Annotated in this window: 21 protein-coding genes; 9 read left to right on the plus strand and 12 right to left on the minus strand. The window is 70.4% G+C overall.

What is annotated here, in order from left to right; all coding sequences use genetic code 11:
* Nucleotides 1-204: 204 nt before the first annotated feature.
* The 5 genes from CBF90_RS15235 to bsh all read right to left on the minus strand — a co-directional run bounded on the left by CBF90_RS15235 (nucleotide 205) and on the right by bsh (nucleotide 4,767).
* Complete coding sequence (locus CBF90_RS15235; RefSeq protein WP_064955383.1) at nucleotides 205-1,857, minus strand: alpha-amylase family protein; 1,653 nt, start codon at nucleotides 1,855-1,857, stop codon at nucleotides 205-207.
* On the minus strand, nucleotides 1,854-2,864 hold the full coding sequence (locus tag CBF90_RS15240; protein ID WP_064955384.1) for an LLM class flavin-dependent oxidoreductase: 1,011 nt from the start codon (nucleotides 2,862-2,864) through the stop codon (nucleotides 1,854-1,856). Before CBF90_RS15240 ends, CBF90_RS15235 begins: the two co-directional genes overlap by 4 nt.
* 74 nt (nucleotides 2,865-2,938) lie before the next feature.
* Nucleotides 2,939-3,310 carry a sigma factor gene (locus tag CBF90_RS15245; RefSeq protein ID WP_023954314.1) on the minus strand — a complete coding sequence of 124 codons (372 nt, stop codon included), beginning with the start codon at nucleotides 3,308-3,310 and terminating at the stop codon, nucleotides 2,939-2,941.
* A gap of 169 nt (nucleotides 3,311-3,479) precedes the next feature.
* Nucleotides 3,480-3,650: a CsbD family protein gene (locus CBF90_RS15250; RefSeq protein ID WP_023954312.1), complete on the minus strand. Its 171-nt coding sequence runs from the start codon at nucleotides 3,648-3,650 to the stop codon at nucleotides 3,480-3,482.
* A gap of 139 nt (nucleotides 3,651-3,789) precedes the next feature.
* Nucleotides 3,790-4,767 (minus strand): choloylglycine hydrolase, encoded by a 978-nt coding sequence (gene bsh / locus CBF90_RS15255; RefSeq protein ID WP_023954310.1) that lies wholly within the window; start codon nucleotides 4,765-4,767, stop codon nucleotides 3,790-3,792.
* 322 nt (nucleotides 4,768-5,089) lie between these two features.
* Here bsh and CBF90_RS15260 point away from each other — a divergent pair, with 322 nt between their 5' ends.
* From CBF90_RS15260 to CBF90_RS15295, 8 genes are all read left to right on the plus strand, one after another.
* Nucleotides 5,090-6,070, plus strand: a complete 981-nt coding sequence (locus CBF90_RS15260) for an ABC transporter substrate-binding protein (protein WP_023954308.1) — start codon at nucleotides 5,090-5,092, stop codon at nucleotides 6,068-6,070.
* Nucleotides 6,071-6,136: 66 nt separating this feature from the next.
* Nucleotides 6,137-7,684, plus strand: coding sequence for a sugar ABC transporter ATP-binding protein (locus tag CBF90_RS15265; protein ID WP_242435698.1), 1,548 nt, complete (start codon nucleotides 6,137-6,139; stop codon nucleotides 7,682-7,684).
* Nucleotides 7,681-8,724, plus strand: coding sequence for an ABC transporter permease (locus CBF90_RS15270; protein ID WP_088381004.1), 1,044 nt, complete (start codon nucleotides 7,681-7,683; stop codon nucleotides 8,722-8,724). Before CBF90_RS15265 ends, CBF90_RS15270 begins: the two co-directional genes overlap by 4 nt.
* Nucleotides 8,721-9,743 carry a sugar ABC transporter permease YjfF gene (locus CBF90_RS15275; RefSeq protein WP_088381005.1) on the plus strand — a complete coding sequence of 341 codons (1,023 nt, stop codon included), beginning with the start codon at nucleotides 8,721-8,723 and terminating at the stop codon, nucleotides 9,741-9,743. Before CBF90_RS15270 ends, CBF90_RS15275 begins: the two co-directional genes overlap by 4 nt.
* 55 nt (nucleotides 9,744-9,798) lie before the next feature.
* Nucleotides 9,799-11,358, plus strand: coding sequence for a sugar ABC transporter ATP-binding protein (locus CBF90_RS15280; protein ID WP_088381006.1), 1,560 nt, complete (start codon nucleotides 9,799-9,801; stop codon nucleotides 11,356-11,358).
* Nucleotides 11,351-12,364 carry a LacI family DNA-binding transcriptional regulator gene (locus CBF90_RS15285; protein ID WP_023954298.1) on the plus strand — a complete coding sequence of 338 codons (1,014 nt, stop codon included), beginning with the start codon at nucleotides 11,351-11,353 and terminating at the stop codon, nucleotides 12,362-12,364. Before CBF90_RS15280 ends, CBF90_RS15285 begins: the two co-directional genes overlap by 8 nt.
* Nucleotides 12,365-12,413: 49 nt before the next feature.
* Nucleotides 12,414-13,301, plus strand: coding sequence for a hemagglutinin (locus tag CBF90_RS15290; protein WP_141097184.1), 888 nt, complete (start codon nucleotides 12,414-12,416; stop codon nucleotides 13,299-13,301).
* 72 nt (nucleotides 13,302-13,373) lie between these two features.
* On the plus strand, nucleotides 13,374-15,923 hold the full coding sequence (locus CBF90_RS15295; RefSeq protein ID WP_141097185.1) for a bifunctional lysylphosphatidylglycerol flippase/synthetase MprF: 2,550 nt from the start codon (nucleotides 13,374-13,376) through the stop codon (nucleotides 15,921-15,923).
* On the opposite strand, the gene CBF90_RS15300 is transcribed toward CBF90_RS15295, so the two are convergent.
* The 7 genes from CBF90_RS15300 to CBF90_RS15330 form a co-directional block, all read right to left on the minus strand.
* On the minus strand, nucleotides 15,892-17,196 hold the full coding sequence (locus tag CBF90_RS15300) for an esterase family protein (RefSeq protein WP_023954292.1): 1,305 nt from the start codon (nucleotides 17,194-17,196) through the stop codon (nucleotides 15,892-15,894). The two genes, CBF90_RS15295 and CBF90_RS15300, sit on opposite strands and share 32 nt — an antisense overlap.
* Nucleotides 17,197-17,361: 165 nt before the next feature.
* Nucleotides 17,362-17,877 (minus strand): ASCH domain-containing protein, encoded by a 516-nt coding sequence (locus CBF90_RS15305; protein WP_088381008.1) that lies wholly within the window; start codon nucleotides 17,875-17,877, stop codon nucleotides 17,362-17,364.
* On the minus strand, nucleotides 17,874-20,897 hold the full coding sequence (locus CBF90_RS15310) for a glycoside hydrolase family 38 C-terminal domain-containing protein (protein ID WP_088381009.1): 3,024 nt from the start codon (nucleotides 20,895-20,897) through the stop codon (nucleotides 17,874-17,876). Before CBF90_RS15310 ends, CBF90_RS15305 begins: the two co-directional genes overlap by 4 nt.
* A 50-nt stretch (nucleotides 20,898-20,947) precedes the next feature.
* Nucleotides 20,948-22,246: a glycosyl hydrolase gene (locus CBF90_RS15315; protein ID WP_197690593.1), complete on the minus strand. Its 1,299-nt coding sequence runs from the start codon at nucleotides 22,244-22,246 to the stop codon at nucleotides 20,948-20,950.
* Nucleotides 22,247-22,294: 48 nt separating this feature from the next.
* Nucleotides 22,295-23,203: a carbohydrate ABC transporter permease gene (locus CBF90_RS15320; RefSeq protein WP_023954284.1), complete on the minus strand. Its 909-nt coding sequence runs from the start codon at nucleotides 23,201-23,203 to the stop codon at nucleotides 22,295-22,297.
* Nucleotides 23,200-24,141, minus strand: a complete 942-nt coding sequence (locus tag CBF90_RS15325; protein ID WP_023954282.1) for a carbohydrate ABC transporter permease — start codon at nucleotides 24,139-24,141, stop codon at nucleotides 23,200-23,202. The genes CBF90_RS15320 and CBF90_RS15325 overlap by 4 nt, the downstream gene beginning before the upstream one ends.
* An 8-nt stretch (nucleotides 24,142-24,149) precedes the next feature.
* Complete coding sequence (locus CBF90_RS15330; RefSeq protein WP_197690594.1) at nucleotides 24,150-25,421, minus strand: ABC transporter substrate-binding protein; 1,272 nt, start codon at nucleotides 25,419-25,421, stop codon at nucleotides 24,150-24,152.
* 108 nt (nucleotides 25,422-25,529) lie between these two features.
* Between CBF90_RS15330 and CBF90_RS18845 the strand changes: the two genes are divergently transcribed.
* Nucleotides 25,530-26,570, plus strand: coding sequence for a LacI family DNA-binding transcriptional regulator (locus CBF90_RS18845; RefSeq protein ID WP_242435699.1), 1,041 nt, complete (start codon nucleotides 25,530-25,532; stop codon nucleotides 26,568-26,570).
* The last annotated feature ends 281 nt before the right edge of the window (nucleotides 26,571-26,851 follow it).

Genomic DNA, 26,851 nt, shown 5'->3' on the forward strand with positions numbered 1-26,851 from the left:
GAACTCGGCCGGGCCGGCTGATGCCGCAGCCGGGCCCGGCCGAGTTCGCCCCCCGCCGTGACGATCGCCAGGTGGCAATGCGACGCAGGGGCGGACGGTCCCCCTGCCGTCCGCCCCACGCCCTCGCCGTCCCCGTCTCCATCCTGATCGTGAGCGTCGCCGCGGAGCGGTCCTGGGCGCGGAATTCACCCGCCGGTTCACCCGTCAGCGAAGGCGTCCGTCCCCGGGGCGGGTGACGCGGAGACGGCGCGCCCCGTAGCCGTCGAGGTCCATCGAGACGATGGCACCGTCGAGCAGCCAGCTCTCGCCGGACGCCAGACAGACGAGCTCGGTCCCGGACGGTTCATCGCCGAGATCGACGTCGAACGAGACGGGTTCGCCGGCGAAGTTGTGCACGGCCACGAAGCGGCTCCCGCTCGTGCGGGCGCCGTGGGCGAGCACGGATGCAGCGGTGACGGGCAGCAGTTCGAGGTCGCCCCAGCCGATCTCGGGAGACTGCCGATAGGTCTGCGCGAGTCCCTTCACGAACGTGAACAGCGAGTCCGGAGCCAGAAGCTGCGTCTCGACGTTCACGTGCTGGGGCGCGTAGGGCCCGTCCGGCGCGGGCAGCGGATGGGCGCCCACGGGCGCCGTCGAGAAACCGCCGTCGGGACGCCACTGCATCGGCACCCGCACCGCGTCGCGCTCCTCGATCTCGAGGTTCTCACCCATGCCGATCTCTTCGCCGTAGAGCAGCACAGGCGTTCCCGGCAGCGAGAACAGGAGGCTGTAGACGAGGCGGATACGACGCGGGTCGCCGCCGAGCATCGGTGGAAGCCGGCGCCGGATTCCGCGGCCGAAGACCTGCATCGACTCCTCGGGCGCGAATGCCGCGAAGACCTCTTCGCGCTCGGCATCCGACAGCTGATCGAGGGTGAGCTCGTCGTGGTTGCGGACGAAGTTGGCCCACTGCGAGATCGTCGAGATGTCCGGCCGGCCCGCGAGCGAGGCGCGCAGCGGCTCCGGGTCCTCCCGCGCGAGGGCGAGGTACAGCGCTTGGTTGCTCGCGAAGTCGAACTGCATGTGCAGCTCGCCGTCGCCGTCGGCGCCGAAGTACGCGGCCTGTTCGTCATGGGGGACGTTGACCTCGCCCACGAGCATCGCATCGCTCGACCGGCGCTGGGCGAAGCGGCGCAGCGCGCGCAGGACATCGTGATCGCGCTGCGGCTCGCGGCGCTCGGGCGAGGACACGAACGACGGAACCGCATCCACTCGGAAGCCCGACACCCCCAGCTGCAGCCAGAACCCCATGATCTTGGCCAGCTCGCGCTGCACGGCCGGGTTCTCGGCGTTGAGGTCGGGCTGGTGGGCGTAGAAGCTGTGGAGGTAGTACTGCTCGGTCCTGTCGTCCCATTCCCAGACGCCGTCCTCCTCGCCCGGGAACTGCGTCTCGCGAGGGTCGTCGGGGATCTCGTCCCGCCAGACGTAGAAGTCGCGGTAGGGCGACTGCCGGCTCTCGCGCGACGAGAGGAACCACGGATGCTGATCGGAGGTGTGGTTCATGACGAGATCGACGATGACCCGGATGCCGCGGTCCTCGGCGGTACGGATGAGCTCGACGAAGTCGCCGTGGGATCCCACCCGCGGATCGACCCCGTAGTAGTCCGACACGTCGTAGCCGTTGTCGCGCCCGGGCGTCGGGTAGAAGGGCATGAGCCACAGACACGTCACTCCGAGATCTGCGAGGTACGGCAGTCGCCGGGCGAGGCCCTGCAGGTCGCCGTCACCGTCGCCGTCGTCGTCGAGGTACTTCTCGACGTCCACGCAGTAGAGCACGGCGTTCTTCCACCACAGGTCGCTCGTGTCGGAGATCCTCATCCGGCACCTCCCGCGACCTGGGTCTCGGCGCCCAGTCGTTCGCGCAGGGCTCCGAGGAGAGCACTGGCCCGTTCGCCGAGGAAGGCCCGCTGGTCCTGCGAGATCTCGTGGATGTAGAGCCGGTCGAAGCCGGTCTCGACGAGCTCGGCGAGACGATCGGCCAGGTCGGCGACGCCGCTCGGGGAATCGTCCGCGATGAGCACGTGCTCGGCGAGCTCGGCGTCGCTGGGGTCGCCGGCCCGGGCCGCGAAGTCCTCGGGCTGCGCGATGTCCCAGGCCTCCGGCGGCGTCACGACCCCGTGCAGCCACTGGTCGCGTACGAGCGCGGCGGCTTCCTCCCTCGAGCCGGCGAGCGCGATGTGCACCTGAAGGCAGGTGGGCCCGAGGCCTCCGGCATCCAGGTACGCGTCGACGATCTCGGCGACCTGGTCGCGGCTGGTGCCGACGGTGACGAGCCCGTCCGCCCAACCGGCGGCCCAGCGTGCGGTCTCGGGTGAGGCGGCGGTGGCCATGAGGGTCGCCGGCCCGGTGGGCAGGCTCCACAGGCGTGCTTCGTGGACGCGGATGCGGCCGTCGTGATCGACCCGCTCGCCGGCCAGCAGTGCGCGCATGACCTCGACGCACTCCCCCAGGCGCGCCGTTCGTTCGTCCTTCGCGGGCCACGCGGCGCCGGTGACGTGCTCGTTGAGCAGCTCGCCGCTGCCGAGGGCGGCGAAATAGCGGCCCGGGAACATCTCGGCGAGGGTGGCGATCGCTTGCGCGCTGACGACGGGGTGGTAAAGCTGACCGGGGGTCGAGACCGACCCGATGGCGAATCGGGTCGAGGCCAGTGCGGCCCCGAGCCAGGCGATCGTGTTGCCCGAGTGGCCCTGGCGCGGGGTCCAGGGCGCAAGGTGGTCGGCGCTGAACGCCCCGTCGAAGCCGACGCGTTCAGCCGCGATGACGGCTTCCAGGAGCGCGCTGGGCGCGAGCTGTTCGTGCGAAGCGTGATATCCGATGAAGGCCATGCCCCAGTCTTTCGGCCGCGTGGGGCCGATGACCTCCGGTTGCCCGATCGGGCCTGTTGCGGTACGGGGCCGTGTCAGGCTCGGCCGGTGGCGTCGTGAAGGCGTGTCAGCGCGTCGCGCATCTCGGCGAGCCGGCCGCGCCCGACGGCGCGACGCCGGAGGCGGGCGAGGATCCACGCCCGCACGGTGCCCGCGCCCGCGTCGAACCAGCGCGCCTCGCGCCAGACGTCGAGGAAAGCCTGGCGCACGGCTTCCTCGGCGGCCTCCCGGCTCGCAGTCAGCCGCAGCGCGAGCCCGAAGGCGGCGCCGGCGGTGGCGTCGTACAGCTCGGCGAACGCACTCCGGTCTCCCGCGGCGACAGCGGTGAGGAGGGCGTGGAGCTGGGCCTCGGAGCCGGGACGTGAGGGCTCGTCCGCGGTCGTGTCCGGCGCGAGCAGATCGGTCATGAGGGAATCGTGCTGCGCGAACGGGCCGCCGGGAAGCGCTTGAGTCTCGGCACCTCCCGTGGTAGGTCGATGCAGTCAGGTGAATACATCCGTCGCGGGTGTGCCGGGCAGGCGGACAGCGAAGCGCCCCGGGGCCGAAGACCCCGGGGCGCTCGCGTGAGGAAGCGTCTTACTTGAAGGCGTCCTTGACGTTCTCGCCGGCCTTCTTGACGTTGGCGGCGGTCTGGTCCTTGTGGCCTTCGGCTTCGAGACGCTCGTTGTCGGTGGCCTTGCCGGTGGCCTCCTTGGCCTTGCCCGCGAGGTCCTGAGCTGCGTTCTTGATCTTGTCGTCGAGTCCCATATCGGCCCCTTCCGTCGATCTGCGTCCGGGTCTGACCCCGGATGCCGGGACGCTTCATCCCGGTTCCCACACGGTAGGTCGACCCGATCCGCACGCGCACCTGCTCGCGTTACGGCCGGGAATGCGGTATGGCCCGCCGTCAGTTCTGCATGTTGATCTGCTGCCCCTTCACGAGCGGATAGTGCACGAGCGAGTCTGCGTCGAGGTCCTCGCGATGCATGTCGACGCCGGAGATCTGGCTGTTCTCGTACGTCGTGTAGTAGTAGACGCCGGTGTCGGTGTTGCAGCACGACGAGTAGATCGTGATCTCGTACTTGCCCTCCTCGCCCACGTGCACGCAGCCGCGCTGCTGAGCCACCGATCCCAGGATCTGGAAGAACTGACTGATCGACTCCGACTCGGACTCGCCCGCGACGGAGTTCATCCTCGTGAACGCGGCTTTGACGAAGCGCGACGACGACGAGAGATCCCCGGGGAGCCCGATCGCGCCCATGCCGCGGCTGTACTGGTCCAGCCCGAGCTCGGGAGCGAAGGTGTTCTCGGGCGGATAGGTCGACAGGTGCATGTAGTCGTTGAGGCCGAACAGCTGGACGTCGAAGGTCGGGTTGTTCGTCAGCACGCCCACGGGATTGTCGTACACCCGCAGCCCTTCGCGAACGCTCTCGACCGTGATCGACCGTGATCGATCCGCGATGATCCAGTGCAGCGGCGACGCCGGGAAGGCGTCGCTGAAGGAGACGTCGGTGATGGTGACGTCGGCAAGCGCCGCCTCGACCTCGTCGACGGTCTCGAAACGACCGAGAACCCAGGGGATGAACTCGAAGGACGCGATGTTGGTCGTCCCCGCTTTCTCGGGCTTGTAGTCGGCGTTGTCGGGGAAGTTCAGCCCCGCCATGCCGAGCCCGCGCTCGTTGACCGCGTCGTAGTACAGCGGATAGCCGTCGGCGATCGTCGCGATGCCGATGATCGCGTGGTGGCTCTCGAGCGCGTCGGTCGCCCGCAACCGGAAGGGGAAGTTGCGCGGGGTCACGACCACCTCCTCGTGATACGAGAACTCGAGGTCGAGATTGCGGCCGAAATAGTGGTTCTGAGTGGTGTAGCTGACACCTGTGCACACGGTGCACCTCCTGTCACGATGGGCCGCCCGTCGGCCCTCGCCCCACCCCTACCCGACGGCCGACACCGCTCGACAGGGCACTTGACACGCCCACGCCCGGCTCACGACCCGACACTCCCCGAGTCGCGTCCCCGGTGTGAGCGCTCACCTCTCCGTGACAGGATCTCGCACGCCCGCCGCTGACTGCCCCGCAGTTGCGGATTCGTTACCCGCGCAACTCTTGACACGGCCCGCGTTGTGAGCGCTAACATTCGAGCGTCCCCCCGGGGTGACATGCATCAGAGATCCGGCGACGCCGCCGGACGAAACGAGGAGGTTTCCGATGTCCCAGGTGAAGTCCGTCGTCACCGCGATCGCCATGCTGGGCGTCGTCGCACTCAGCGCCACCGCGTGCGCGAGCTCCAGCTCGCCGGGCGGCTCCGGCGGCGACGACGTCATCACGGTCGGGTTCGCCCAGACCGGTTCCGAGAGCGGATGGCGCAGCGCCAACACCGAGTCGATCAAGGAGGCGTTCTCGGCCGAGAACGGCTTCGACCTGATCTTCAACGCCGCCGACAACAAGCCCGAGGCCCAGATCGCCGCGGTGCGCAGCTTCATCAACCAGGGCGTCGACGCGATCGTCCTCGCCCCCATCGTCAGCGACGGCTGGGACGACGTCCTCAAGGAGGCGAAGGATGCCGGCATCCCCGTCATCCTCGAAGACCGCACCGTCTCGGCATCCGAGGACCTCTACGCCAGCTGGATCGGGCTCGACTTCGAGCAGGAGGGCAAGACCGCCGGCGAGTGGGTCGCCGAGAACTTCGGCTCGAAGCCGACCAACATGGTGATCCTCGAGGGAACGACCGGCTCCTCCGCCGCCACCGATCGGCAGACCGGCTTCGACGCCGCCGTCGCCGGCACCGACATCACGGTCCTCGACTCGCAGACCGGCAACTTCACCCGCGCCGAGGGCAAGACGGTCATGGAGGGCTTCCTGCAGAAGTTCGGCTCCGAGATCAACGTCCTCTTCGCGCACAACGACGACATGGGCCTCGGTGCCCTCGACGCGATCAAGGCGGCCGGCATGAAGCCGGGCACCGACATCCAGATCGTCACGATCGACGCGGTCAAGGACGGCATGACCGCCCTGGCGAACGGCGAGTTCAACTTCATCGTCGAGTGCAACCCGCTGCTCGGCGAGAAGACGGCCGAGGTCGTGAAGTCCGTCGTCGCGGGCGAGTCGGTCGATAAGACCTACATCGTCGAAGACCAGAGCTTCACCCAGGAGCAGGCGAAGGAAGTCCTGGACAGCCGCCCCTACTGATCCGACACCACGAGTGGCGGCCGGTGCGCCGGCCGCCACTCTCCCCCTCCAGAAAGCGGGTCGATGATGACAACGGAACGCCCGGTCGCAGTCGCGATGCGCGGGATCACCATCCAGTTCCCCGGCGTGAAGGCGCTCGACGCCGTCGATCTCACGCTCTACGGCGGCGAGATCCACTCCCTCATGGGAGAGAACGGCGCCGGCAAGTCCACGCTCATCAAGGCGCTCACCGGCGTCTACGCGATCGACAGCGGCAGCATCGTCGTCGACGGACGCGAACGCTCGTTCCGCAGCACGGCCGACGCCCAGGCCGCGGGCGTATCGACGGTCTACCAGGAGGTGAACCTGTGCGCGAACCTGTCGGTCGCCGAGAACGTGATGCTCGGCAACGAGGTACGCCGCGGCGGACGCATCGACTGGCGAGCGACCCACGAGGCGGCCGCCGGCCATCTCGCGGAGCTCGGTCTCGACATCGACACGCGTTCGGTGCTGGCCAGCCACTCGATCGCCGTGCAGCAGCTCGTCGCCATCAGCCGGTCAATGGTCATCGACACGCGGGTCCTCATCCTGGACGAGCCGACGTCGAGCCTCGACCGCGGCGAGGTCGAGCAGCTGTTCGCCGTCATGCGGCGCCTCCGCGACCGCGGCGTCGCCATCCTGTTCGTCTCGCACTTCCTCGACCAGATCTACGAGATCTCCGACCGTCTCACGGTGCTGCGCAACGGCGCGCTCGTCGGGGAGTACCCCATCGCCGAGCTCGGACGCGAGGCCCTCGTGGCGCGCATGATCGGACGGGAGCTCAGCGCCCTCGACGCCCTGTCGTCGACGGCGGAGCGCGAGATCGACCGCGACGCCGTCCCGGTCCTGCGCGCCCGGGGCGTCGGCCGGCGCGGCGTCATCGAGGCCGCCGACCTCGACGTGCACCGCGGTGAGGTCGTCGGGCTCGCCGGGCTGCTGGGCTCGGGCCGCACGGAGCTCGCGCGTCTGCTCGCCGGCGCCGACCGCTCGGACGGCGGCACCGTCGAGGTCGACGGCGCCGCGACGCGCCTGACCAGCCCGCGGCACGCGCTCGACCGCGGCATCGCGTTCTCGTCCGAGGACCGCCGCTCCGAGGGCATCGTCGCCGATCTGACGGTCGCCGAGAACATCGTGCTCGGCGTGCAGGCGCGGCGCGGCGCGCTGCGCCGGGTTCCCCAGAGCGAGCGCGACGCGCTCGTCGCGGAGTACCTCGAAGCGCTCGGCGTCCGCCCCGCCGACCCCAACGCCCTCGTCCGCAACCTCTCGGGCGGCAACCAGCAGAAGGTGCTGCTGGCACGCTGGCTCGCCACCGCCCCCGAACTGCTCATCCTCGACGAGCCCACCCGCGGCATCGACGTCGGCGCGAAGGCCGACATCCAGCGCAAGGTCGCCGAGCTCGCGGCTCGGGGACTGGCCGTCGTGTTCATCTCCTCGGAGCTCGAGGAGGTGCTGCGCATCGCGCAACGCGTCGCGGTCCTGCGCGATCGCCGCAAGATCGGCGAGCTGATGACGCAGGATGTGGACGTCGACACACTGGTCGCCTTCATCGCCGAGGGCGACGCCGAGGACCCCTCGGGTAAGGAGAAGATCGCGTGAAGAAGCTGTTCACGCACCGGCTCGTCTGGCCGGTGCTCGCCCTCGTGGCCCTGATCGCGGTCAACACCGTGTCGCGGCCCTCGTTCCTGAGCGTGACGGTGCAGAACGGGCAGCTGTACGGCTCGCTCATCGACATCCTCCGCAACAGCGCCCCGCTCATGCTCGTCGCCCTCGGGATGACGCTCGTGATCGCCACGCGAGGGATCGACCTCTCGGTCGGCGCGATCATGGCGGTCTCGGGCGCCGTCGCCCTGACGATCATCGAGGCCTCGCCCGAGCCGGGGAACCTCGGCATCGTCGCGATCGCCATCGCGGCGGGCGTGGGCACCTCGCTCGTCCTCGGCGCCTGGAACGGCTTCCTCGTCGCCGTGCTCGGCATCCAGCCGATCATCGCCACCCTCGTCCTCATGCTCGCCGGGCGGGGCGTCGCCCTGCTCATCACCCGCGGGTTCATCACGACGATCAACAGCGAGCCCTACCAGTTCATGGCGCAGGGCTACGTCTTCGGTCTCCCCTTCGCCCTGTGCGTCTCGGTCGCCGCGATCGTCGTCGTCGCCGTCGTCCAGCGGCGCACCGCCCTGGGGATGCTGACCGAGGCGGTCGGCATCAATCCCGAGGCCAGCCGGCTGGCGGGCGTCCGTTCCCGCGGGATCATCTGGGGCACCTACATCGCCAGCGGCACCCTCGCCGGCATCGCCGGCATCCTGTACAGCTCGAACATCATGGCCGCCGACGCGAACGCAGCCGGCATGTACATCGAGCTCGACGCCGTCCTCGCCGTCGTGCTCGGCGGCACCTCCCTCGCCGGCGGTAAGTTCAGCATCGCCGGCACCGTCATCGGCGTGTTCACGATCCAGACCCTCAAGACCACGATCACCTTCCTCGGGGTGCCGCCCGCCGTGAGCCCCGTTTTCATGGCCGGAGCGGTACTGGTAGTCGTCCTGCTCCAGTCGCGCCGCGTGCGCGGCTGGTTCACCTCCGGCGCCCGCCCCGCGGCTCGCCCCGTCTCCACCCGCTCCGACGCGAAGGTGCTGTCATGACATCGCTCACCGCTGCTCCCCGCGCGCACGAACGCGCCCTGGCCCCGTGGCGCCGCTTCCTCAGCCGCCACATCGCCCTCGTGCCGGTGTTCGCCGCCGCCGCGATCCTCGTCGTGATGATCGTGGGCGCGATGATCAACTTCCCGAACTTCCAGCTGCCCCGCATCCTGTCGTCGATCCTGCTCGACAACGCCTACCTCCTGGTGCTCGCGGTGGGGATGACGTTCGTGATCCTCACCGGCGGCATCGACCTCTCGGTCGGCGCCGTGATGGCGTTCACCGGCATCCTGTGCGCACGGCTCTTGTCGGAAGGAGTGCCTGTCGCGGTCGCGGTCCCGGCGATGATCGCGATCGGCGGTGCGATCGGCCTGCTCATCGGCGTGCTCGTCCAGTTCTTCGACGTGCAGCCCTTCATCGCCTCGCTCATCGGGATGTTCCTCGCGCGCGGCCTCGCCTTCGTCGTGAGCCTCGAGTCGATCAAGGTCGCCGACGAGGGGCTGCTGTGGCTGCAGTCGACCCGGCTGTCGGTCGGCGGCGGCTGGTACATCACACCCACCGGCATCCTGGCCCTGCTCACCGTCGTGCTCGCGGCACTGGTGCTGCGCTACACGCGCTTCGGTCGCACCGTCTACGCCATCGGCGGCAGCGAGCAGTCGGCGCGCCTCATGGGCCTGCCGGTCGTCCGCACCCGCCTGCTGGTGTACGTCATCAGCGGTGTATGCGCCGGAATCGCCGGCATCGTGCTCACGGCTTACTCGGGAGCGGGCTACCCCCTCAACGGTGTCGGAACCGAGCTCGACACGATCGCCGCGGTCGTCATCGGCGGCACCCTCCTCACAGGAGGCAGCGGCTTCGTCGTCGGGTCGCTCATCGGTGTGTTCGTCTACGGCCTCATCCGCACGATCATCTCGTTCCTGGGCGCCGAGCAGTCTTGGACGCGCATCACCGTGGGTGCGCTGCTGCTCGTGTTCGTCGTGGTCCAGCGGGTGATCGTCAGCCGATCAGCGACGCGGCGGTGACGGCCCGCCGCGCCGCGGCAGCGCGGCGGGCCGTCGGCGCGGCATGATGGTGCGCATGGATCCCGAGGCGGCGCCGACGCTCGAGGTGCGCGGCGCCGACGTGCGCTTCGGCCCCGAGCAGGCGCTCGCGAACGTCGAGCTGCGGCTGTTCGCGGGCGAGGTGCACTCGCTGATGGGCGAGAACGGCGCGGGAAAGTCGACGCTCATCAAGGCGATCACCGGGGCGCTCCGCCTGGACGCCGGCGACATCCTGCTCGACGGGACGCCGGTGCACCTCGCGCGCCCCGCCGACGCGCTGGCGGCGGGTATCTCCACCGTCTACCAGGAGATCGACCTGCTGCCGAACCTCACGGTCGCCGAGAACCTCTCGCTCGGACGTGAGCCGCGTCGGTTCGGGATCATCGATCACGGCGAGATGCGGCGACGCGCGGCGACCGCGCTCGAGTCCCTCGGGGTCTCGATCGACCCGGGTTCGCTGCTGTCGTCGCACTCGCTCGCGGTGCAGCAGCTCGTGGCCATCGCGCGGGCGGTGTCGGGCGCGAACCTCCGTGTGCTCATCCTCGACGAGCCGACCTCGAGCCTCGACGCCGATGAGGTCGCCGAGCTGTTCCGCGTCGTCCGCGAACTGACGGCCCGGGGCGTCGCCGTGCTGTTCGTGTCGCACTTCCTAGACCAGGTCTACGAGCTGTGCGACCGCGTCACGGTGCTGCGCGGAGGCCGGTTCGTCGGCGAGTACTCCACCACCGAGCTGCTGCGCGTCGAGCTCGTCGAGAAGATGCTCGGCGACTCCGCCGCCCGGCTCGCCGCGATCGACGAGGACACCCCGCCTCCGAGCGAAGGCCCCCTCGTGCTGTCGGCCCGCGGTGCGCGCTCGGGCCGGACACGGCATCCGTTCGACCTGGAGCTGGTCGAGGGCGAGGTGATCGGTTTCGCGGGCCTGCTCGGCTCCGGGCGCACCGAGCTCGCCCGTGCGCTCACGGGGGTCGACGGGCTCGACGAGGGCTCGGTGCTTCTGGACGGCGCCCCGCTCGGCGGGCGCGGGCCGCGGTCGGCGATCGGGCGGGGCGTCGTGTACTCGTCGGAGAACCGTCGCACCGAGGGCGTGCTGGGCGATCTCAGCGTGCTCGAGAACATCACGCTCGCCCTGCAGGCGCAGCGCGGCATCCTGCGTCCCGTGGGCGCCGCCCGCGCTCGCGAGCTCGCCCGGAGCTGGATCGAGGCTCTCAACATCCGGCCCGCCGACATCGACCGCCCGGTCCGGGAGCTCTCCGGCGGCAACCAGCAGAAGGTGCTGCTCGCCCGGCTGCTCGCGCTGTCGCCGCGCGTCGTCGTGCTCGACGAGCCGACGCGCGGCATCGACGTGGGCGCGAAGGCCGAGGTGCAGCGGCTGGTCGGCGAACTCGCCGACAACGGTGTCTCCGTCGTCTACATCTCAGCCGAGCTCGACGAGGTGCTGCGCGTCTCGCACACCATCGCGGTCATCCGGGACGGCCGTATCGCCCACGTCCTGCCGGCCGCCGATCTGAACTCCGACCTGCTGATCGCGCTCGTGGCGCGCGCCGACGAGACCGCCGCCGAATCCGCCGCCGACAAGACCGAAGAGGCCGATGACTGACGCGCGCACGCCCCGGGCGGCGAACATCTTCGACGTCGCGAGACTGGCCGGTGTCTCGCACCAGACTGTCTCACGGGTGCTCAACGACATGCCGAACGTGCGGCCCGCGACGCGCGAACGCGTGGAGAAGGCGATCGCGCAGCTGCGCTACAGCCCCTCCCCCGCGGCTCGGGCGCTCGTGACCCGCCGCACCCGGACGATCGGCCTCATCACCCCCGGCACGGTCCAGTTCGGGCCGACGTCGGTCGCGACCCACTTCAACTTCGCCGCGCGGTCGGAGCGCTACAACGTCGACGCGATCAGCTCGCCCGAGAGCGATGTCGTCGCCGTGCGCGCGGCGATCGACGGGCTGCTGCGGCAGCGCGTCGACGCCATCGTCCTCATCGTCGTCGATCTCGACGTGCTCGCCGCCGTACAGGGGCTCGAACTCGACATCCCGCTCGTCGCCGTCGCCGCCACCAGCCGCCCGCACCCGCAGCTCGTGGCGATCGACCAGTACCGCGGCGCGCGCAGTGCCGTGCGCCATCTCGCCGAGAGCGGGCACCGGCGCATCCATCACATCGCGGGCCCCGCCCGCAACCCCGATGCCGCCGAGCGCGTGCGCGGCTGGCGCGACGAGCTCGTCGCGAGGCGGCTGGACATCCCGCCGCTCACGTACGGCGACTGGTCGGCGGCGAGCGGTTTCGGCATCGCCATCGAGAGCGACATCGCCCCGGGCGACGGCATCTTCGTGGGCAACGACCACATGGCGATCGGCGTGCTCTCCGCTCTGCGTGAGCGCGGCCTGCGGGTACCCGAGGACGTCGGCATCGTCGGCTTCGACAACGTCCCCGAGGCCGCCTTCCTCTACCCCGCCCTCACCACCGTGGAACAGGACTTCCCGGCGCTCGGCGCCCTGATCATGCAGAAGGTGCTGCTCGTGGTGGAGCAGCCCGACGTCGTGACCGAGGCCACTCCGCTGCCGACCCGCCTCATCGTCCGGCAGTCGTCGGTCTCGGACGGCTGAGCTCCGCGCTCCCAGCGTTCTCGTGACCGGGTGCGGCACGATCGTTCCCATGGTCTCTCGATCCCGGATGCGGCGGCGACGTCGGCGGATCGGGATCGCCGCGGTCCTCGTTCTGGTCCCCGTGCTGCTGGTCACGGTGATCGTGGCGATCGGCGTGACCGCGACGAACCTCGCGATGCGTCCGGGCGACGCGCGGCCGGGCGAACAGCCGCGCTCCCTCCCGCCGAACGCGGGGGCCATCGACCCCGGCAACCTCATCGACGACGCGCTGTTCTTCGATCGCGACGCGCTCTCCGCCGCCGAGATCCAGGACTTCCTCGACGACCGCATCGGCGAATGCGTGAACGGGGCGTGTCTGAATGTCGCGACCGCCGGCATCTCGTCGCGCGAGGCGCGCGTGTCCGAGCGCACGGGCGAGGTCATCTGCCGAGCGATCGAGGGCGGCGAGCTGTCCGTCGCGGAGATCATCCACCGTGCGCAGGAGGCCTGCGGGATCTCGGCCCGCGTCATCCTCGTGACCCTCCAGAAGGAGCAGTCCCTGGTCGAGGGACGCGCGGCCCGGGCACCGTCGGAGGGCCGGCTGCGTGCGGCGATGGGCGCCAGCTGCCCCGACACCGCCCCCTGTGATCCGCAGTACGACGGCGTCGGCGCGCAGATCGTCGCCGGGGCGACCGACCTGGCCTCGTACCGGGCGTCGGACTTCATGCGCCAGCCCGGCACGCATTTCATCGCCTTCCACCCCGACCCCGCGTGCGGCGGGACGGATGTCGCGATCGAGAACGACGCGACGGCGGCGCTGTACAACTACACGCCCTATCAGCCCGACCCGGCCGCGATGTCGGCGGGGTGGGGCCCGGGCGGCCCCTGCTCGTCGTACGGCAACCGCAACTTCAGTTACTACTTCGCGCTGTGGTTCGGTTCGGTGCGAGCCGGATGAGGATTCCCGCCGGATAAGTGCCCGCTGTGCGCCTGCTCTGCGCGCACAGGGGGAACCACTATCGTGCGTCAGGTGACGACATCCCCCCGCGACCTGCGTTCGCTCACCGCGGGCGCCGGCTCCTGGCTGCGCCACCGACCGGTGACGATCCTGATCGCCGTTCTCACGATCGGGCTGAGTGTCGCGGGGCTGATCTTCGAGCCGATCGACTGGGGCTTCATCCCCGCCCAGGACGCCGGTGGCGTCGGCGCGGCGACTCGTCACTGGTGGAGCTCCGTGACCTCGTTGTTCGTCGTCGAGACGGTGCCGGCGCTCATCGTGTTCGTCGTTCTCGTGCTCGTGGTGGTGGGCGCCGCCGAACGGGCGATGGGAAGCGTGCGTACCGTGATCGCGTACCTCGTCGGCGGCGTCGCGGCATCCTTCCTCGGTTTCGCGATCGACCTGTTCGAGCAGACCTACCTCGCCGGCATCCCGTTGAACGCCCCGGCCGTCGACGTGTTCTCCCCCACCGCCCCGCTGCTCGCGACGGCCATGGCGGCCAGCTCGTTCTTCGGCACGATCTGGCGGCGTCGAACTCGGCTGCTGGCGGTGCTCTCCGCCGTGACCCTCTATCTCTACTCGGGCGGCGCCAACGACCTGTTCTCGCTCCTCGCCGTGCCGGTGGGGTTCGCGCTCGGCTTCGCGCTCGGTGGACGCAGCAGCGGTTTCCGCCTCGTGCGCAGCTCGTACTACGAGAAGCGGGTGCTCCTCGCTGCCATCGTCGCGATCACGGCGATCGGCCCGGTCGTCGCCACCGCCTCGGGGTCGGGCGCGGGCCTGCTCTCGATCTACGGCTATCTCTCGATCGACCCGCTGAGCATCGTCGACGGCCAGGTGTGCGCATTCGGCTCGGCCGGCGCCCCCTGCCCCGATGACTTCTCCTCCATCTCCGATCTGCAGGGGTGGTCGAGCGTCGTGGCGCTGCTCCCGCTGATCGTCCTCCTGCTCGCGGCGCGGGGCATCCGCAACGGCCGGCGTATCGCGCTTGAGGTCGCCGTCGCGATCAACCTCGCGATGTTCGCCGGCATGCTCTACACGTTCTTCGTGATCGAGCCCGACACCGTCGCCGCCATCGGCGAGGCCGTCAACGCCGAGACCGCGGATTTCGTGTGGCAGACCCTCACCGGGGTGATCGTCGGCGCGATCGTGCCCTTGGGCGTGGCGATCGTGCTGATCCTCTTCCGGGGAGCCGCCCGGGTGACGACCACCGCCGCGGCCAAGCGCACGTTCGTCCTGACGATCGTGATCGGAACGGCGGCGACGCTCGTCGTCTCGTTCGTCGGAACGCTCCTGATCGCCGACGGCTTCCAGCCCGGGGTCGACGCGCTGATGGTGTTGCGCGCGTTGCCCCTGCGCCTCGTGCCGCCGACCCTGATCCCCTCGGACATCATCGAGTTCGTGCCCGAGTCCGGTGCCGCGCAGGCGATGTGGTATCTCCCGTCGCTGGTGTTCTGGCTGATTCTGGTCGTCGCTGTCGCACGCGTGCTCGTCGACTCGCGCACCGTGCTCGACGCGCCCGACCGGCTGCGCGCCCGGGGCGTGCTCGAACGCGGTGGCGGCGACACGCTGTCGTTCATGTCGACGTGGCGCGGCAACTCCTACTGGTTCGCCCCCGATGCCGACGCCGCGATCGCCTACCGCGTGCGCGGCACGATCGCGGTGACCCTCGGCGGTCCGTTCGGACCCGACCACGACCGGCCCGACGTGGTGTCGGGCTTCGTGGAGTTCTGCGGCGCACACGGCTGGACGGCGGTCTTCTACAGCGTCGACGCGCGCGAGGGCAGCGTCTTCGACCACCTCGGCTGGCAGCGGATGCCGGTGGCCGAGGAGGCCGTGCTGCGCCTGCCCGACTGGAACACGGCGGGCAAGAAACGGCAGGACATCCGCACCGCGACCAACCGGGCCTCGCGCGAGGGGATCGCCGCCGTGTGGACGTCGTGGCGGGAGCTCACCTCGAGCCAGCACGCTCAGATCCGCGAGATCTCCGAGGGCTGGGTCGCCGACCGCTCGCTGCCCGAGATGGAGTTCACTCTCGGCGGCGTCGACGAGCTCGACGACCCGGCCGTGCGGGTGATGATGGCGGTGCACGAGAGCGGCCGGATCGAGGCGGTCACGAGCTGGCTGCCGATGTTCGAGCACGGAGCCGTGACGGGTTACACCCTCGATTTCATGCGCCGGCGTGGCGACGCGATGAACGGGATCATGGAATTCGTCATCGGCGCCGCCGCCGACCGGATGAAGAGCGACGGGCTCGGGCTGCTGAGCCTGTCGGGCTCGCCGCTGGCCTCGACGCAGCTCGGCGATGACGCCGAGCGCACCAACGTCGCGCGACTGCTCGACCTGCTGGGCGGGCTGCTCGAGCCGGCCTACGGGTTCCGGTCGCTGCTGAACTTCAAGCGCAAGTTCCAGCCCGAGTTCGTGCCGCTGTGGGCCGTGTACCCCGACCCCGCGATGCTGCCGGCGCTGGGCGTCGCTCTGACGCGGTGCTACCTGCCCACCCTCACCCTCGGGCAGGCGGTACGGATGGCGGGGTCGCTGCGCGAGCCCGCCGTCAGCGGCCGAGCCCCCAGTGATCGGCGATGATCTCGAGACCCTGCTGGAAGATGTAGGTCCACGAGGTCGCATCGTGGGCGCTCCCCTGCGCCTCGACGTAGGTGGCATCCATCCCCGCGGCCTGCGCGGCCTGGTAGATCCGCTGCACGCCCGGGAGGAACCCGGCGTCGTTGCTCCCGACGCCGAAGACGGCGGTCATGCCGCGGTACGGCGCGTGGGCCGCCATGATCGCGGCGGGCTTGGCCGCCTCGTAGGCTGCCCGGTCGCCGCCGAAGCCCTGCGCGATCGTCGTCGCCTCGTCACCCAGCGAGGGGAACTCCTCGCCCGAGGCGTCGAGGATCGCGCTGAAGAGCTCGGGGTGGGCCGAACCGAGCTGGATCGAGCAGGTGCCGCCCTGCGACAGGCCGCCGATGCCCCAGAAGTCGGGGGCGTCCAGAACCGGCAGGTTGGCTTTGATCCAGGTCGGCACGTCGACCGTCAGGTAGGTCGCCGAGTTGCCCAGCGGCGAATCGATGCACATCGGGTTGGCGTCGGGCGAGCCGAGCTGATCGGGCGAGACGACGATCGGGGCGAGGCCGTCGTGCGCCGACGCGTAGGCGTCGAGCGACTGCTGCAGGTGGGCGGCGATCAGCGGATCCTGGGGCTGACCGGGCTGTCCGGACAGCACGATCAGCACGGGCAGCAGCGGCGGGTTGTCGGTGAGGGCTGCGGGCGGGCGGTAGATGACGGCCGGGCGGGCGGTGAAGCCGGACGCCGTCGCGGGGATCGTGACCGTGCCGACCTCGCCGGTCGAGGGCATCCCGTCGGGGGCGGTCCAGTCGGCGATCGTCGGACGGTCGGCGTTGCTGTCGAGTGACGGCAGGTCAGCGGAACCGAACGCAGGCATCCCGAGGGCGAGGCGGACGGTCGGGTACTGTCCGAACGCGATGTTCACGCCCATGGCTGCGGTGAGCGCGAAGAGCACGATCGCCAACGGCGCGGCGACGGCCCGGCGCCAGGTGGGACGCCAGAGCGACACCAGGGCGACCCCGATGGCGGCGAACCCGAGCGCGATCCACATCCGCGAGTCGGCCGTGAGGACGACGCCGAACAGGTCGTACTGGTCCGCCAGCAGCCAGGTCAGGCCGATGCCCAGGAGTCCAGCGACGACCGCCGCCGTCGCCGCCGTCATCGTCCAGCGCCGGCGCAGCCAGCGGTTGCTCGGCCGCAGCACGACGAGGAGGACGAACGCGAGGGCAGCCGCGATGCACGTCCCGACGACGGCCGGCCCGGAGAGGATGTTCGTGTCGAGCAGCCAGTTCACATCGACCTCCCGAGGACGGCGCCGCGCCGCAGTGGCGCGACGGGCTCACCGCCCCGCCCCACAGCGTAAACCGGGCCGCGTGCTCGCCTGCGCACGCGGCCCGGTTTTCGCGGCGGTTTCATCAGCTGGGCGACGACCGCGGACCGGCGAACTCGGGCTGCGGACTCAGTCGGCGTGCTCGGGCGGCCACACGACCGAGAAACGTTCGAAGACGATGTCCTCGTCCTCCGACCACTCGGCGCCACGGGCCGCCGCGACGCGCGTCCAGTAGCGCCGGTGCTCGCGCTGCCAGCTCTCCAGCGAGAGGTCGTCCTCCCCCTCGTCGGCGGCGAAGGCGGCGTCCGCGCTCGCGAACGGCCCGAGGCGCAGCTCTGTGGTGCGGATGACGATGCGCGGGGCGCCCGTGCTGTCGCAGGCGATGCAGTGCGAGCCGATCCGCGGGATGAGGTCGCCCCGCGCGACGAAGTCGGCGACGAGCTCGGCGGTCGCGCGCTTGCCGCCCGCGAGGACGATGCCCAGCAGCTCGTCGGCCAGCCGAGCGTTGTCGCCGAAGTGCTCGACCGTGTACTCGGGAGCCGCGAGCACGGCCTCGGGATGCGCGGACCGGTACTGCTCCCACATCGCCGCGGCCGCGGCCTCGTCGAGGGGCAGGGCGCGGGAGGACCCGGTGGTCTCGGTCATCCCTCCATCCTGGCACCGGACGACACGCCCACCCGGTACGTGCGCACCTCGAAGGGTCGGAGTTCGACGGCCACGCGGCCGGCGTCGTGCACGATCTCGCCGAGGTCGTCCTCGATGAGCGATGCCTCGCGGATCGTCGCCGCACCGTCGATGCGCAGTTCGCCCGCGACACGTCGACCCGCCGGCTCGTACACGCGCACGACGAGGTCGCCCGAGCGATCGGCGGCGAGCTTGACCCCCGAGACCAGGATGCCGGGCGTCGCCGTCACGAGCGGCGCCACGGGCGCTCCGGTGCGCTCGCGCATCGCGGTGTTCAGCGCGAGGCCGGCGGCGGTCGCGGCCTCGATGTCGGCGCCGATCACGAGGCCGTAGCGGTGGCTCTGCTCGCCCTGATCGGTCTCGGGGTCGGGGAAGCGCGGCGCACGCAGCAGCGAGAGCCGAACCGTCGTGGTGACGCCTCGGTCGGGGTCGGCCTCGCGCGTGACGTCGTATCCGTAGGTCGAGTCGGTCACGAGGGCGGCCCCGAAGCCCGCTTCGGCGACGTGCACGAAACGGTGCATCGACGTCTCGAACTTCGCCGCCTCCCAACTGGTGTTGGTGTGGGTCACCCGCTTGGCGTAGCCGAACTGCGTCTCGGCCGCGGTGTGCTCGGCCTGGATCGCGAGCGGGAACGCGACCTTGAGGAACTTCTCGACCTCGTGCCAGTCGGTTCGCTGCGAGATCTCGATCGTGCGCGAGCCCGGGCGCAGCACGAGCTCCTGCGTGAGCGCCGAGGCCGAGAACGAGCGGGCGATGCGCACGTGGGCCGCGCCGTCGCGGATGTCGGCGGCGAGCGCGTCGATGCCGGTGATGTCGGTGACGCGGTTGCGGTAGAAGCGGTCGACGTCCCAGGCATCCCACATGTTGGGGAAGTCCTGGTGCAGCTGCAGGAGGTTGGCCGGCTCACCGGTCGTGATCGTCTCGCGGCCGGTGGCGAGATCGATCGCCGAGGTGATGAGCCCGGCGTCCGAGATCGTCACCCGGACGAGACCGTTGGTCAGCACGAATCCGCCGTCGTGCTCGCGCACCTCGACGGCACCGGCCGGGGGCGCGGCGGACGCGGCACCGAGACCCGGCACCCCGTCGCGTGTCAGCGGCGAGGCGTTGAAGACGATGCGCTCGTCGCCGCTGCCGGCCAGCAGCTCCTGGGCCCGGTCGATGAGGGCTTCGGCGGCCGCCGCGACGCGCTCGTACTGTTCGACGGCCTCGCGGTGCACCCAGGCGATCGAGGTGCCGGGGAGGATGTCGTGGAACTGCTGCAGCAGCACCTGCCGCCACAGCGCGTCGAGTTCGTCGTAGGGGTAGTCGGCGCCCGTGCGCCAGGCGGCGGTCGCCCACCAGGCCTCGGCCTCGATGAGCAGGTGCTCGGTGCGCCGGTTGCCCTGCTTGGTCTTGTGCTGGCTCGTGAGGGTCGCGCGGTGCAGCTCGAGGTACAGCTCCCCCACCCACACCGGCGGCTTCGGCAACTCCGCCATCGCGCGCTCGAAGAACGCGTCGGGATGCTCCCACTGAACACGCGCGCTGCCTTCGAGGTCGGCCAGTCGCTCGGCCTTGCCGGTCATCTCCCGGGTCGTGCCGCCGCCGCCGTCGCCCCACCCGACGGGGGCGATGGATCCGGATGCCACGCGCGACTCGCGGAACTGCCGCGAGGCCTTGGCGACCTCCATGCCCGACAGCTGCGAGTTGTAGGTGTCCATCGGCGGGAAGTGGGTGAACATCCGCGACCCGTCGATGCCCTCCCAGGCGAAGGTGTGGTGCGGGAACCTGTTGACCTGGTTCCACGAGATCTTCTGCGTGAAGAACCACTCGAACCCCGCGCGGCGCATGAGCTGGGGCAGCGCCGGGGAGTACCCGAACGAGTCGGGCAGCCAGACCCCGCGCGAGCGGATTCCGAACTCCTCCTCGAAGAAGCGCTGCCCGTAGAGGAACTGGCGGGCGATCGCCTCGCCGGTGGGCATGACGGTGTCGGACTCGACCCACATGCCGCCCAGCGGCAGGAAGCGGCCCGTCGCGACGGCATCCTTCACCTTGGCCCACACCTCGGGACGATGCTCCTTGAGCCAGGCGTACTGCTGCGCACTCGACATCCCGTACTGGAAGTCGGCGCTCTCGCCCAGCAGCTCCGTCATCGTCGTGCTCGTGCGCGCGACCTTGCGGATGGTCTCGCGCACCGGCCACAGCCACGCGGAGTCGATGTGCGCGTGGCCGATCGCGGAGATACGGTGCGCGCTGGCCTCGGCGGGCGAGGCCAGCACCTCGGCGAGCACGGCGCGCGCGTCGGCGGCGGTCTCGGGGATGCGCTGCAGGTCGAGGCGGTCGAGCGCGTCGTCGAGCGCCTGCAGGATGCGCATGCGGCGGGGCGCGGTCTCGGGCAGCTCGGCCTGCAGCTCGACGAGCACCTCGAGGTCGAGCGCGAGCTCGTGCACCTCGGGCTCGAACACGGCGAGGTCCATGTGCCGCACAGTGTAGAGGGGCCGCGGCGAGGACGTCCGGATGTCGCCCTCCTGCGTCGGGAGGAAGGGGTGGTAGTCCAACAGCACGGGGTTGGCCGCGGCCTCGATGTAGAACTCGACCTCCTCGTCGCCCGCCGCCTCGTCGGCGATGCGCACCCACTGATTGCGCGGGTTGAGCGACTTCACGGGTTCGCCGCTCGGCAGGTACACGAGACCCTCGCACTGGAAGCCGGGCATGTTCGGATCGAAGCCGAGGTCGACGAGGGCCTCGACCCGGCGACCCGCCCACTCGGCCGGCACCCGGCCCCGCACGCGGAACCACGTCGTCGACCACGCCGGCCCCCAGGGCGATCCCGCCTCGAACGGCTCGAACTCCAGCGCCAGGCCGTCGGCCGCGGCGATGGGCTCGCCCGGCAACCGGTGCGCCGCGATCTCGAGTGGGGTGCGGTGCGAGTGGATGGCGGGGCGGATGCGCTCGGTGAGCACGCGAGCGGCGCGGCCGGTGGTGAGGGGGATGTCGTCGTGCATGGGCGGGTGGGTCCGTTCAGTCGGTCGGGCGGTCGGGCGGTCGGATCGTCTCAGGGCATGGTGGCGGCGGCGCCGCCGCCGAGGATGGGCGCGGCGGTGGCGCCGGCGCCGGCATCCACCCGCTCCATCCTCTCGATCCCGCGGGCGGCCAGCAGCGCGTCGTCGGCCTGGCGCGAGGCGAGGACGACCTGCGGGCCGCGGCCGTCGCGCTCGGCGGCGCGCACCCAGGCTTCGAAGAACGCGCCGCCGGGGGCGCATTCCGCGCGGTGGGGGCGGGTGTCGTCGAGCACGAGAGCGACGGGCGACGGTGCGGGCCGGGGCGCTCCGCGCAACTCGCGGGCGAGCTCGGCGAAGCGGCGGCCCGTGGGTTTGACCACGCCGTCCTCGTCGATCAGCCCGAGGTCGTACTCGACCGGCGGGAAGTCGAGCATCGAGCGCGCGACGTCGTGCGAGCACCACCACGTGATGCCGGAGAGGACGGGGACGTCGGCGGCGCGGCGCACCGTCTGTTCGAGGAAGTCGGCGGCGTCGTCGCGATCGACGACCGTGACGGGGGCCCCGACCTCCTGCAGCCAGACGGGGCGGTCGGCCAGGGCGTGCCAGGCGGCGGCGAGCTGGACGAGGTACTCGCCATGCCGCACCGACCCGGCACCGAGGCCGCCGTGGCGCTGCGCCGCGCCGTTGAAGACCCACGAGTGGACGACGGTCTCATCTCCCTGCTCGGCCGCGTGCCGCGGGAGGAAGGGCTGGCGTTCGTCGTACCAGGTCGCGTCGTAGGCGGCGTGCGTGATGAGGCCGGGGGCGCTCTCGCGGGCGACGCCCAGCAGGCGCACGAGCCACTCCTCGGCCTGCGCCTCGTCGATCGGGTGCGGGTGCGGGTGCGGCCGGGCCGCGAACTGGTTGACCTCGTTGCCGAGGGTGAGTCCCATGACATTGGGGCGCCCGCGCAGAGCCTCGCCGAGGGCCCGGAGGTACGCCTCCTCTCCCGCGAGGGCGACGGGGTCGGTGAAGATGTTGCGCTCGTGCCACGTCGTGACCCACGCGGGCAGGAAGTCGAAGCTCGACAGGTGCCCCTGCAACGCATCGACGTTGACGTCGAGATCGAACTCGGCCGCGGCATCCACCACCTCGCCGATGTCGGCGAGCGCCGCCGGGCGCAGCAGGCCCCGGTTCGGCTGGACGAGGTGCCACAGCGGGAAGAGCCGCACGTGGTCGGCCTCGAGCCCGGCGATCGCCTCGAAATCGCGGCGCACCTCGTCGAGGTCGAGGTCGAGCCACGCGTGGAACCAGCCGGAGCGGGGCGTGTAGTTGACGCCGAATCTCAGTGCGGGGTGGATCTGGGAGGTCATGGGGCCTTCCGGGGTCGGGGACGAGGGCGAGAGGATGCGGGACGGGGCTCAGCCTTTGACCCCGCCCTCCTCGACGCCCTTGAAGAAGTGGCGCTGCAGCGCCGCGAAGACGATCGCGATCGGGATGAACGCGATCATCGAGCCCGCGGCGATCATGCGCTGGTCGTTGGAGAACGTGCCCGACAGGTACTGCAGGCCGATCGTCAGGGTGAACTGGTCGGGACTGGTGAGCACGATGAGCGGCCAGAGGAAGTCGTCCCAGGCGCCGATGAAGCTGAAGATCGCGATGACGGCGACCGTTCCCTTCACCGACGGGAGCGACACGCTCCAGAACCGCTGCAGGGCGTTCGCACCGTCGATGATCGCCGCCTGATCGATCTCTTCGGGCAGCACCCGGAACGCGTTGTACATCAGCAGCACGTTGAGGGTCGCGACCATCCCCGGAAGCGCGACGCCGAGAAGCGTGTCGGCGAGGCCGAGGTTCCGGATCGTGACGAAGTTCGCGATGATCGTCGCCTCGCCCGGCAGGATCAGGGTGGCCAGGAACAGCCCGATGACGATCTTGCGCCCCCGGAACCGCAGGCGCGACAGCGCGAAGCCGGCCAGGGTCGAGAAGACGACGTTGCCGCCGACGGCGAAGACCGCGACGAACAGCGAGTTGCCGATGAACTGCCACACCGGGATCGCGTCCATGACGCGCGCGTAGTTGTCGAGCGTGGGCTGGCTCGGCCACAGCTGCGGGATGCGGGTGTAGATGTCTTCGCTCGTGCTCTTGAGCGACGTCGACAGCTGCCAGAGGAACGGCCCGATGCTGATGAACAGCACGAACACCAGCAGGGCGTAGCGCGCGACGATCTCGCGGGGACGCATCGACCCGAATCCGCCGCCGCGGCGCCGCCGCGGTTTTCCGACCGGCACGGGCCCCAGCTCGGCCTGCTCACGGGTGACGGTGCTCATTCGCTTCTCCTGCTGTTGATCTTGGCCAGGACGAGCATCGGCACGAGGGTCACGAAGAACATGAGGATGCTGAGCGCACTCGCGTAGCCGAGATCGCCCGAGAACCCGCGGGAGTACTGCTGGATCAGCATGACCATCGTCATCGCCTCTCCGCCGGCTCCGCCCGTTCCCCCGGTCATGATGAACACCTCGCTGAAGACGCGGAGCGCGGCGATGCACACCAGCACGGCGATGAGGAACATCGCTCCGCGGACGGCGGGGAGGGTCACGGAGAAGAAGCGGCGCACGGCGCCGGCACCGTCCATCGCCGCGGCCTCGTGCAGGTCGCGGCTGACGTTGCCCAGGGCGGCGAGGTAGATGATCATGTAGAACCCGAGCCCCTTCCACACCGTCAGGCTCACGGCGCTGAGGATGATGAGCCAGCGGTCGGTGAGGAAGGGCAGCGGCTGCTGGATGATCGACATCGCCTGGGCGAGTCCGTTCACCAGCCCGCGGTCGTCGAGCATGAAGGTCCAGATGAGGGCGACCACGACGGCGGAGGCGATGACGGGCGTGTAGAACGCGGTGCGGAAGAACGCGATGCCGGGCAGCTTCTTCTCGACCAGGAGCGCGATGAGCAGCGGGAGGATCGTCAGCAGCGGCAGGCACACGAGCATGAACACGACGCTGTTGAGCAGCGCGCCCATGACCTGGTCGTCGCGGAGGATGAGCTCGAAGTTGCGGAATCCGACGTACTGCTCGTTGCCGCCGAGCGGCTTGGCGTTCGTGAACGCCATGCGGATCGTGTTGAGCGAGGGCCAGATCGAGAAGACCGCGAGCCACAGCAGGGCCGGGGCGAGGAAGAGCCAGGGCGTCCAGGCGCGCGTCGCCCTCGCGGGTCCATGGCCGGCCCCCGCGGCCGGGGTGACCCCGGCCGCGGGGAGGTTGGTGACGGTCATGGCCGGGCTTACTGGCGTGCCAGCAGGTCGTTGAGCTTCTCGACCGACTTGTCGAGCGCCTCCTGGCCCGAGATGTCGCCGCGGATGGCCAGGGCGATCTGCTGGTTCAGGTAGTCGTTCATCGCGCCGTTGACCGAGTAGGGCGTGAGCACCTCGGCGGTCTTCAGCGACTCGAAGCCGGTGATGCGGGCCTTGGCGGAGGGCGTGCCGTCGTCCTCGGTGAAGTAGGGGTCGGCGTCGGATCCCTGCGTCGAGGGGAACACGTTCGCGATGTGCGCGAAGGCGTTCTGGTTCTCGGCGTTCGTGACGAACTCCGCGAAGGCCAGCGCCGCGGCGAGGTTCTCGCTGCCGGCCGCCACGCTCACGCCCTGCACGTACAGGGGCGAGATGTTCAGGGCGGGGCTGATGGCGACGTTGCCCTTCAGGCTCGGGTTGTTCTCCTCGAACGAGTCGATGGCGGTCGCGCCCCCGGTCGTCCACGCGACCTTGCCCTGCGTGAACAGCTGCGCGTTGCCGAGGTAGTCGGCGTTGAGCACGGTCGGCGGCATCTCGCCGTTCGCGTACGCCTTCGCGTAGCGGTCGACCAGCGCCGCAGCCTCGGGGGTGTTGAAGACGAACTCGGTGCCGTCGTCGTTGAGGATGTCGATGCCCTCGAGGGTGAAGTCGCCGATGCCGGGCACGCGGCTGATGAGGTAGTTGTCGGGGCAGGCGTCCGCCATCGTGGCCGCCTGGGCGAAGAGCTCGTCGGTCGTCTGGGGCGGGTTCGCGGAGTCGAGGCCGCACGCGTCGAGCTGGGTGGAGTTCCAGTAGTTGACGTCGGTGCCGAGGTACCAGGGGTAGCCGTACACGCCCTCGACGCCGTCGAAGCGGTAGGCGTCGACCGACCCCTCGAAGTAGGTCGACTCGAGGTCGGTGGCTGTGCTGACGTCGTAGAGCAGGTTCTGCTTCGCCAGGGGCAGCGCGAAGTCGGGCGGCAGGTTGATGACGTCGGGAAGCGTGTTCGTCGACGCCTGCGAGAGCACCTTCTCGGAGTATCCGTCGCCGGGCTGGTCGAGCAGTTCGACGGTGACGTCGGGGTACTTCTCCTCGAAGGCGTCGATGACGCCGTCGAGGTACTCGGCGTAGGTGGGGGTCAGCGACCAGGTCTGGAACCGGATCGAGCCCGCGACCTCGCCGTCGGGGTCCGAGCCGGCTCCGGTCCCGCTCGAGCAGCCGGCCAGCAGCGCGGTGGCGGCGAGCAGTCCGAGCCCGGCGACAGCCGGTGTGCGCAGGTTCCTCATGGTGTGCAACTCCTTCGTATGCAAACGGTGCGACGGGGTATAGCCTGAGCAACTAAACCGAGTAAGTCAAGGATGGACTTATCCGGTTCAGTTCTCGAGGAGGAGCGGATGTCGACACCGCGGAAACGGGCGACCATCGCCGACATCGCCCACCGGGTCGGCGTGTCGAAGGCGGCGGTGTCGTTCGCGCTCAACGACAGACCCGGGGTCAGCGCCGAGCTGCGTGACCGCGTGCTCGCCGTCGCCGCCGAGCTGCGCTACCGCCCCAACTCCGCCGCCCTGGCGCTGGGACGCTCGCGCGTGGACGTCATCGGCCTCGTGATCAACCGCCCCGCCCGGACCCTCGGCACCGAGGCGTTCTTCCCCGAGCTGATGGCCGGCATCCAGGCCGGGCTCTCCGAGACCCACACCGGGCTGCAGACCCTCGTCGTCTCCTCTCTCGAGGAGGAACTCGCGGCGTACAGCACCTGGCAGGCGACGCAACGGGTCGACGGGGTGATCGTCGTCGACCCGCGCCGGGACGACGCCCGCATCGCGCTCCTGGCCGAGCTCGACCTGCCGGCGGTGCAGATCGGCAGCCATCCGAGCACGGACGCCGCGATCCCGAGTGTCTGGATCGACGACCACGCCGTGGCGACGGCGCTGTTCGAGACCCTCTTCGACCTCGGGCACCGCCGCGTCGCGCATGTGACGGGCCCCCTCGACTTCGAGCACACCGAGCTGCGCCGGTCCGCCCTGAGCGAGTGCGCCCGGCGCTATGACGCCCCGCCGCCGATGTCGATTGAGACGGACTACTCCGCGGAGCAGTCGGCCGAGGCCACGCGGGCGCTCCTCGGCGGCGACGAGCGGCCGACCGCGCTGGTCTACGACAACGACGTCATGGCCCTCGCGGGGCTGCGCGTCGCACAGGAGTTCGGCGTCCCGGTCCCCGCCGCCGTATCGGTCGCGAGCTTCGACGACTCGATCGCGATGCGGCTGGTGCGCCCCTCCATCACCGCGCTCACGCGCGACACCTACGCCCTCGGCGAGCTCGCCGCCCGGACGCTGATGGAGGTCATCGGATCGGACGCCCCGGTAGCGTCCGTGGCTGCGGCCCCGCCGGCGCTGTCGGCGCGCGAGAGCACGGCGCCCGCGAACGCCTCCACCTGAGCGAGGTCGATCCGGGATGTCGCTTCGAAGCGCACGGCCGCGAGGGGCGCCCCGGCATCGCCCCGCACGGCGAAGGGGCGCGTCTGCGATGCGGTCTCGAAAGCCTCGTCGACGCGCTCGTCGAGCTCGCGCCACTTCCCCGAGACGGTGCGCCCGCGCAGCCGCCAGGATGCCGTCGCCGGTGGGCCTGCCGGGGTGACGGTGTAGAGGCCGACGCCCGCGGACGTTCGCAGGGGAAGCTCGACGGCGTCGCCGGGTTCGAGGCGCAGGACGGTGTCGCC

The sequence above is a fragment of the Microbacterium sp. AISO3 genome (genome assembly GCF_002204305.1).
GTDB classification, from domain to species: domain Bacteria; phylum Actinomycetota; class Actinomycetes; order Actinomycetales; family Microbacteriaceae; genus Microbacterium; species Microbacterium arborescens.

Bases quoted from the DNA above. Each gene is read 5' to 3' on its own strand.
- CBF90_RS15280 (WP_088381006.1), top strand. From the start codon at position 9,799: ATGGATCCCGAGGCGGCGCCGACGCTCGAGGTGCGCGGCGCCGACGTG.
- CBF90_RS15235 (WP_064955383.1), bottom strand. From the start codon at position 1,857: ATGAGGATCTCCGACACGAGCGACCTGTGGTGGAAGAACGCCGTGCTC.
- CBF90_RS15285 (WP_023954298.1), top strand. From the start codon at position 11,351: ATGACTGACGCGCGCACGCCCCGGGCGGCGAACATCTTCGACGTCGCG.
- CBF90_RS15240 (WP_064955384.1), bottom strand. From the start codon at position 2,864: ATGGCCTTCATCGGATATCACGCTTCGCACGAACAGCTCGCGCCCAGC.
- CBF90_RS15315 (WP_197690593.1), bottom strand. From the start codon at position 22,246: ATGACCTCCCAGATCCACCCCGCACTGAGATTCGGCGTCAACTACACG.
- CBF90_RS15325 (WP_023954282.1), bottom strand. From the start codon at position 24,141: ATGACCGTCACCAACCTCCCCGCGGCCGGGGTCACCCCGGCCGCGGGG.
- CBF90_RS15245 (WP_023954314.1), bottom strand. From the start codon at position 3,310: ATGACCGATCTGCTCGCGCCGGACACGACCGCGGACGAGCCCTCACGT.
- CBF90_RS15260 (WP_023954308.1), top strand. From the start codon at position 5,090: ATGTCCCAGGTGAAGTCCGTCGTCACCGCGATCGCCATGCTGGGCGTC.
- CBF90_RS15265 (WP_242435698.1), top strand. From the start codon at position 6,137: ATGACAACGGAACGCCCGGTCGCAGTCGCGATGCGCGGGATCACCATC.
- CBF90_RS15330 (WP_197690594.1), bottom strand. From the start codon at position 25,421: ATGAGGAACCTGCGCACACCGGCTGTCGCCGGGCTCGGACTGCTCGCC.
- CBF90_RS15275 (WP_088381005.1), top strand. From the start codon at position 8,721: ATGACATCGCTCACCGCTGCTCCCCGCGCGCACGAACGCGCCCTGGCC.
- CBF90_RS15310 (WP_088381009.1), bottom strand. From the start codon at position 20,897: ATGCACGACGACATCCCCCTCACCACCGGCCGCGCCGCTCGCGTGCTC.
- CBF90_RS15320 (WP_023954284.1), bottom strand. From the start codon at position 23,203: ATGAGCACCGTCACCCGTGAGCAGGCCGAGCTGGGGCCCGTGCCGGTC.
- CBF90_RS15305 (WP_088381008.1), bottom strand. From the start codon at position 17,877: ATGACCGAGACCACCGGGTCCTCCCGCGCCCTGCCCCTCGACGAGGCC.
- CBF90_RS18845 (WP_242435699.1), top strand. From the start codon at position 25,530: ATGTCGACACCGCGGAAACGGGCGACCATCGCCGACATCGCCCACCGG.
- CBF90_RS15250 (WP_023954312.1), bottom strand. From the start codon at position 3,650: ATGGGACTCGACGACAAGATCAAGAACGCAGCTCAGGACCTCGCGGGC.
- CBF90_RS15290 (WP_141097184.1), top strand. From the start codon at position 12,414: ATGGTCTCTCGATCCCGGATGCGGCGGCGACGTCGGCGGATCGGGATC.